The sequence below is a fragment of the Pseudovibrio sp. POLY-S9 genome, assembly GCF_001431305.1.
Classification (GTDB): domain Bacteria; phylum Pseudomonadota; class Alphaproteobacteria; order Rhizobiales; family Stappiaceae; genus Pseudovibrio.
Genome location: NZ_LCWX01000166.1, coordinates 194,672 through 201,074, shown reverse-complemented (window position 1 = coordinate 201,074; position 6,403 = coordinate 194,672). Strand labels below are relative to the sequence as shown.

Genomic DNA, 6,403 nt, shown 5'->3' with positions numbered 1-6,403 from the left:
GGCCCCCGCCGCCGCCACTCCTATCTGTGGCAGGACTGGTGCGTGCAGGCCATGATGGAAGGCCTCGGCAAAAAGTTTGTCGGCACATCCAACTGCCTGATAGCCATGCGCCGCGAAGTGGAAGCAATCGGCACCAACGCGCACGAATTGCCAATGGTCTATTCCGCTCTGGCAGAAAGTGATGATGAACTTGCCGACGCACCGTATCAGGTGCTGAATGACTGGCAGGAAGAGCACGATGGCAATCTGCGCATTATCTTGCCAGACACGTTCGGGACCGAAGGCTTCCTGAAACGCGCTCCGAACTGGCTGTCCTCCTGGACAGGCATCCGCATCGACAGCGGTGACCCAGTCAAAGGTGCAGAAGCAGCAATCAAATGGTGGAAAGCCTGCGGAGAGGATCCAACACAAAAGCGCGTCATCTTCTCTGATGGGTTGGACGAAGACATGATCGCCCACCTCCAGCGCAAGTTCCACGGCCGCGTCCGGTGTAGTTTTGGTTGGGGAACCATGCTTACCAACGACTTCCGCGGGCTGGTGCCAGATGATGCCTTGGCTCCGTTCTCACTGGTCTGCAAAGCCATTTCTGCAAACGGCAAACCAACAGTCAAGCTCTCCGACAATCCCAATAAAGCTATGGGATCACGAGAAGAAATTGAACGCTATAAGCGCGTTTTCGGTGTTGGCAAGCAGATGAGCCAGAAGATTATCGTGTAACGCGGCGTATTTTAGCCATCACTCAAAATAATCCACTTGCATAGTTTCCCTATGCGTAAACTCTGTGTAGCATGCGTCACGCAGCACAGTTTATACGTGTGGGGGAGCGACTAAGATGAGAAGATGGAACGGTTGGGGCGATGATACGCATCAGGCGGAGCTGGCCGATTTTGCTAAGGCCTTGATCGCAGAGCTTTTAGGCGAGACACATCCGTTATCTGACGCCACCTTGCAAAGCGCCATTGAGCGTGTTCCTGCGTCTCGCGCACCAGACCATCCCTTACTGGATAAAACGCCCTCAACGCGCATCAGGCATGCATCTGGGCAGAGCTTCGCAGATTGGCTGCAAATGCGCAGTGGCATGTTTGAAAACATCCCCGATGCAGTTGCTTTCCCGGAAACCTCCCAGCAAATCCGCGAGCTTATGGACTGGGCAGCGCAGCAAGATGTCATCCTCGTCCCGTATGGCGGAGGCACGTCCGTTGTCGGCCATCTGGCATGTCCTGCCAGTGAGAAACCGCAGATCACCATCGCACTCACACGCATGAATCGCCTGCTGGACTTCGACAAGGAAAGCCAGATCGCGACTTTCGGAGCTGGCGTACGCGGGCCGGATCTTGAAGCTCAACTGGCAGCCATCGGTTACACGCTCGGCCACTTCCCGCAAAGTTTTGAGCTCTCCACCGCTGGCGGTTGGGTCGTCACACGTTCCTCTGGTCAGCAATCTCTGCGGTATGGCCGCATTGAACAACTCTTTGCCGGTGGCACGCTGGAAACGCCCAAAGGCACATTGAAGATTCCAAGTCTTCCTGCATCCTCTGCTGGCCCAGATCTGCGCGAGATGGTGCTCGGCTCAGAAGGCACGTTAGGCATCCTCACTGAAGTAAAACTGCGCGTCACGCCATTGGCTGAAACGGAGCAGTTCTATACGGTCTTCATGCCGGATTGGGAAAGTGGCGTCGCTGCTGTCCAGGCCCTCACACAGGGCCGCATTCCGCTCTCCATGATGCGCCTGAGCAATGCGACAGAAACCGATGTGAGCCTGAAGCTGGCGGTGCCAGAGAAGAAGCTCTCCAAGCTCAACATGCTCTTCAAGCTTAAGGGCCTGACCGATCAGAAATGCATGCTCACCTTTGGGCTGACAGGATCAAAGAAGCAAGTCTCCGTAAACCAGAAACTTGCAAACACCTACCTGAAGCAGCACGGCGCTAAGCGCGTTCTTTCCAAGATGCTGGGCGACAAATGGAAGGAAGGCCGCTTCAAAGGACCATACCTGCGCCACCCATTATGGGAACATGGTGTGGGTGTCGATACCTTTGAGACGGCAATGGACTGGTCGGCCCTACGCCCCTACATCAACGTGGTTGAACAGAGCGTCACCAAAGCACTGAAGGAACAAGGCATTCCAGTGTTTGCGTTCACGCATCTGTCTCACGTCTACCCGCAGGGCTCCAGCGCATACACCACCTACCTGTTCCCCGTTGCCAGCACCTATGAGGAGACGCTGGAACGCTGGAAAATCATCAAGAAAGTCGCGTCTGAAACCGTGGTTGCCCATGGCGGTACCATCAGCCACCAGCATGGTGTCGGGCGTGACCATGCACCGTACTTGCCTGCAGAAAAAGGCGCGCTGGGCATGAGTGCCTTAAAAGCACTGAGCCACAATTTCGATCCTGACCTGCGCATGAACCCCGGTGTTCTGATCTCCGAGGAAACCGTAGGCAACACAGAACCCGCATAACTCTCAATATTGGAGGAGGGTGCAATGGCAAATACAGGGCAACTCAGCAGGCACGAAAAACTGTCGCTCATAAAACAGCGCAGTAAGCCTTGGGACATGGTTGTTGTTGGCGGTGGCATCACCGGAGCTGGTGTTGCGTTGATGGCAGCACGAGCTGGCCTCGATGTTTTGCTGCTGGAAAAGCAGGATTATGCATGGGGCACGTCCAGCCGCTCCTCCAAGATGGTGCATGGTGGCTTACGTTACTTGTCTCAGGGCGAGTTCCGGCTGGCACGGGAATCTGTGCGTGAGCGCGAAAGACTGATGAAGGAAGCTCCCGGCCTCATTGAACCCATGAGTTACCTTTTTCCGTTCCGTGAAAAGCAATTCCCAACCCGTCGCGCCTTCTCTGTCCTCCTCAACATCTACGGATACTTCGCCAGAAAACGCGACCACAAATATCTGGACCGCGACCAGACCATCGCTGCTTTGCCGGGGCTCAATGAACATGGTTTGCTGGGCTCAGCGCAATATACTGACGCTCTAACTGATGACAGCCGCCTTGTCCTCCGCGTCCTTGCTGACGCCAGACGAAGCGGCGCAACCACACTCAACTATGCCGCTGTGAAGATGATCCATAGTGACGGAGCAGGAGCAAAACTCCTTGAGGTGCAAGACCAGGAAACCAGCGAAGTCTTTGCCATCTCAACCAAAACAGTCATCAATGCGACCGGCGTTTGGGCGGATGGCCTGCGCGAGCAATTGGGCCAGACCAAACGCATTCGCCCTTTACGTGGCAGTCATATAGTCGTCCCGTCCTGGCGTATGCCAGTGCATCAATGCCTGACCTATCTGCACCCGCAGGACAAGCGCGGCGTCTTCATCTACCCGTGGTTGGGCCGCACGGTAATCGGGACGACTGATCTGGATCACTCGGAGGATCTGGATCAGGAAGCCGCGATCAAATCGGAGGAGGTAGCGTATCTGCTTGATGGTGCTAACCACAACTTCCCGGGCACAAAGCTTACTGAGAAAGACGTCATTTCAACATGGTCAGGCGTCCGGCCAATCGTAGGCAATGAAGGCGTTGACCCTAAAGAACTGCATCCGTCAAAAGCCAAACGCGACCATGTGGTGTGGGATGATGATGGCATCATCACGGTGACAGGCGGAAAGCTCACCACCTTCCGCGTGATGGCCGAGCAAGTGCTGGAAACCTGTGCGACCTATCTGGAGGGCAAGAACACAAGGCAGACAGGCGAGTGTATGTTCGAACCTCAGCATAGTTCCATTGAAACGAAGGACAGTATTGGGTTACCAGAAGCCGAACTCAAGCGATTACAGGGCTACTATGGCGCTGATTTTCCAACACTTATCGCAGCACTGTCTCCCAATGGTCTTTCCTTCGTCGGCGGCACAAACCGCATTTGGGCAGAGCTTGAGTGGGCCGTCATGCATGAAGAAGTCGTGCATTTAGAGGATCTCCTTTTGCGCCGCACACGAATTGGCTTAGTGTTGGAAGAAGGCGGGGCAGCATTAGCTGATGAGCTGGAAATACAATTGAGAGAAAAACTGGGGTGGTCCATGGACAAATGGCAGGATGAATGGTCGCGATATCAGAAGATTTGGCGAGACCATTACAGCTTGCCATCAACACAGGCACCCCAAGAGCAGGAAATGATGCAAGAGGTGGCAGCAGGATGACGGAAACGCTTCTCGCCATCGACTGCGGCAGCCAGAGCATCCGCGCCTTGCTGTTCTCTCCAGACGGGACGCTGCTGTCCAAGGTACAAAAGCCGATTACGGATTATCGAAGTGACAATCCCGGTTGGTCAGAGATTGATCCGCTTATCCTGTGGGAGCTGCTGGGTCGCTGCTGCCGTGAGCTGTGGGATAGAGGAGCTGATCCTGCTGCCGTCAAAGCCATGAGTGTCACCACACAGCGCGGCACGCAAATCTCAGTTGATGAGAGAGGCATCCCTCTGCGCCCTGCCATCACATGGATGGACGAGCGCATTGAAGACCAGCAGAAACCATTGCCACTGCTTTGGAAAACAATCTTTGGCGTGGCAGGCTTGTCCCGATCTATCAAGAGCGTACGTGGCGAATGTGAAGTGAACTGGATCGCAGTCAACCAGCCCGGAATTTGGAAGAAAACCTATAAGTTCCTGCAGGTTTCCGGCTATCTCAACTTCAAGCTGACAGACCTTTTTCGCGATTCAGCAGGCGCTCAGGTTGGCTACATTCCCTATGACTACAAAAAGCAGCAGTGGGCGAGTGATAACCACTTTCTCTGGAAGCTTTTTGCCTTCAAACGCAGCCACCTACCAGAGCTCATAGAGCCCGGAAACCCAATCGGCTATGTGAGTGAAGAAGCCGCGCAGCACACTGGGCTTCCGGAAGGCTTACCAGTCATCTCCGCAGCTGCTGACAAAGCATGCGAAGCTGTCGGCTGCGGCGCAGTGGATGCTAGCGTCGGCTGCCTCAGCTACGGCACACGGGCAACGGCAACCATTCATTCCAGAAAGTACTTCGAGGTGGAGCGCCCTCTACCTGCCTATGCCGGGGGTATGCCGCGTATGTTTACACCAGAAACCTCCGTCATTCTGGGGTACTGGATGGTCAACTGGTTCAAGGAAGAGTTCGGCCACCCGGAGCAGGAGAAAGCCAAAGAGATTGGCAGTCCGGTCGAAGTATTCTTTGACGACCTGCTCAACAGCACACCTCCCGGGTCCCATGGCTTGACATTATTGCCCAAATGGGGCCGTGACAACGGACGTTCCACGCCAGTGAAAGGCGCGATTATCGGCTTTGGAGATGTGCATACCAGAGGCCACATCTACCGCGCTATCATCGAAGGCATCACGCTGGAACTGCATCGTGGACTGAAGCGGATAGAGCGCAAAAGCGGTGAGAAGATCAAAGTCCTGCGTGTCTCCGGCGGCGGCTCTCAGTCAGACGCCATCATGCAGATCACCGCAGACATCTTCGGCCTGCCCACCGAGCGCCCGCATACCTTTGAAACTGCGGGTCTGGGTGCTGCCATTGCCGCAAGCGTAGGTGCTGGGGTCCACCCTGACTTCACGCAGGCCATGAAGGCCATGACACGGCAAAACGAAGTGTTTCAGCCGGACCCGAAAACGGTTCAGCTCTACAAGAAGCTGTTTGAGGATGTCTACCTGCCCATGCCGCGCAGGCTTGCCCCGCTGAACAAAGCACTCAGAAAGATCGTCGGCTAGGCAACATCGCTCTTGGGCTGCGATGCTGTCTGCACCACACCAGCCTTCGCAAGCGCCTGCACGCGTTTGGAGGCCACGATTTCCTTTTTATTTGCAAACACTTCGTGGTTCTGGGAGATCTTCTGCAGATCATACAGGTAGTTCACCATCACCCCCGCCGATTGCTTTTTGCCGTTCTCGGAAGTGTCCGCCCCCACATGCACATCATGCACCAGCGCACCGTTGTAAAGATGGAACCGCGCCACCGGATCAAACGGCATGTCGTTCTTTCGCTTGCCTTCAAGAAGGTAATAAGCAGCGAGTTCTTTAAGGGCTGCATCAGTCTCCGGCAGCTCAATCTCTTGCTCTTTGGCCCACTTGCAGAAAGTAGGGAGCGGGGACAGCGTCACAAACGTCTTCAGCTGACTGAGCTCACGCGAAAGGTCCTGTACCACCTGCTTGATCAGCGAGTTGCCAAAGGAAACACCGGCCAGCCCGCTCTGACAGTTGGAGATCGAATAGAAAACTGCCGTATCCACCTCATCAACCGGCACAATATCCCGCTCTTCTGCAAGCACGCCTTGAATGGACGAGGGCACCCCCTTGGTCAGCGCCACTTCCACAAAGATCAGCGGCTCATCTGGCAATGAGGGATGGAAGAAGGCAAAACACCGCCGGTCTTCCGGTTGCAAACGACGGCGCAAATCATCCCAACTATCAATGGCATGCACGGCCTCATAGGCGATGA

The 6,403-nt window shown here is 55.1% G+C and carries 4 protein-coding genes and 1 pseudogene; 4 read left to right on the top strand and 1 reads right to left on the bottom strand.

The features are described 5' to 3' along the window. From PPL9_RS17025 to PPL9_RS17010, 4 genes and pseudogenes are all read left to right on the top strand, one after another. A pseudogene (locus PPL9_RS17025) lies at positions 1–717 on the top strand (nicotinate phosphoribosyltransferase); the annotation flags it as partial. 115 nt (positions 718–832) lie between these two features. Then, a complete protein-coding gene (locus PPL9_RS17020) occupies positions 833–2,458 on the top strand; it encodes an FAD-binding oxidoreductase (RefSeq protein ID WP_057463816.1) in 1,626 nt (541 codons plus the stop codon). 24 nt (positions 2,459–2,482) lie between these two features. Beyond that, positions 2,483–4,141: a glycerol-3-phosphate dehydrogenase/oxidase gene (locus PPL9_RS17015; RefSeq protein WP_057463815.1), complete on the top strand. Its 1,659-nt coding sequence runs from the start codon at positions 2,483–2,485 to the stop codon at positions 4,139–4,141. Then, a complete protein-coding gene (locus PPL9_RS17010) occupies positions 4,138–5,676 on the top strand; it encodes an FGGY-family carbohydrate kinase (protein ID WP_057463814.1) in 1,539 nt (512 codons plus the stop codon). The genes PPL9_RS17015 and PPL9_RS17010 overlap by 4 nt, the downstream gene beginning before the upstream one ends. Here the strand turns inward: PPL9_RS17010 and PPL9_RS31400 are convergent. After that, positions 5,673–6,403, bottom strand: a 731-nt coding sequence (locus tag PPL9_RS31400; protein ID WP_200962330.1) for a malonyl-CoA decarboxylase family protein, incomplete at its 5' end; no start/stop codon positions are given. The genes PPL9_RS17010 and PPL9_RS31400 overlap by 4 nt on opposite strands.

Bases quoted from the DNA above. Each gene is read 5' to 3' on its own strand.
- PPL9_RS17020 (WP_057463816.1), top strand. From the start codon at position 833: ATGAGAAGATGGAACGGTTGGGGCGATGATACGCATCAGGCGGAGCTG.
- PPL9_RS17015 (WP_057463815.1), top strand. From the start codon at position 2,483: ATGGCAAATACAGGGCAACTCAGCAGGCACGAAAAACTGTCGCTCATA.
- PPL9_RS17010 (WP_057463814.1), top strand. From the start codon at position 4,138: ATGACGGAAACGCTTCTCGCCATCGACTGCGGCAGCCAGAGCATCCGC.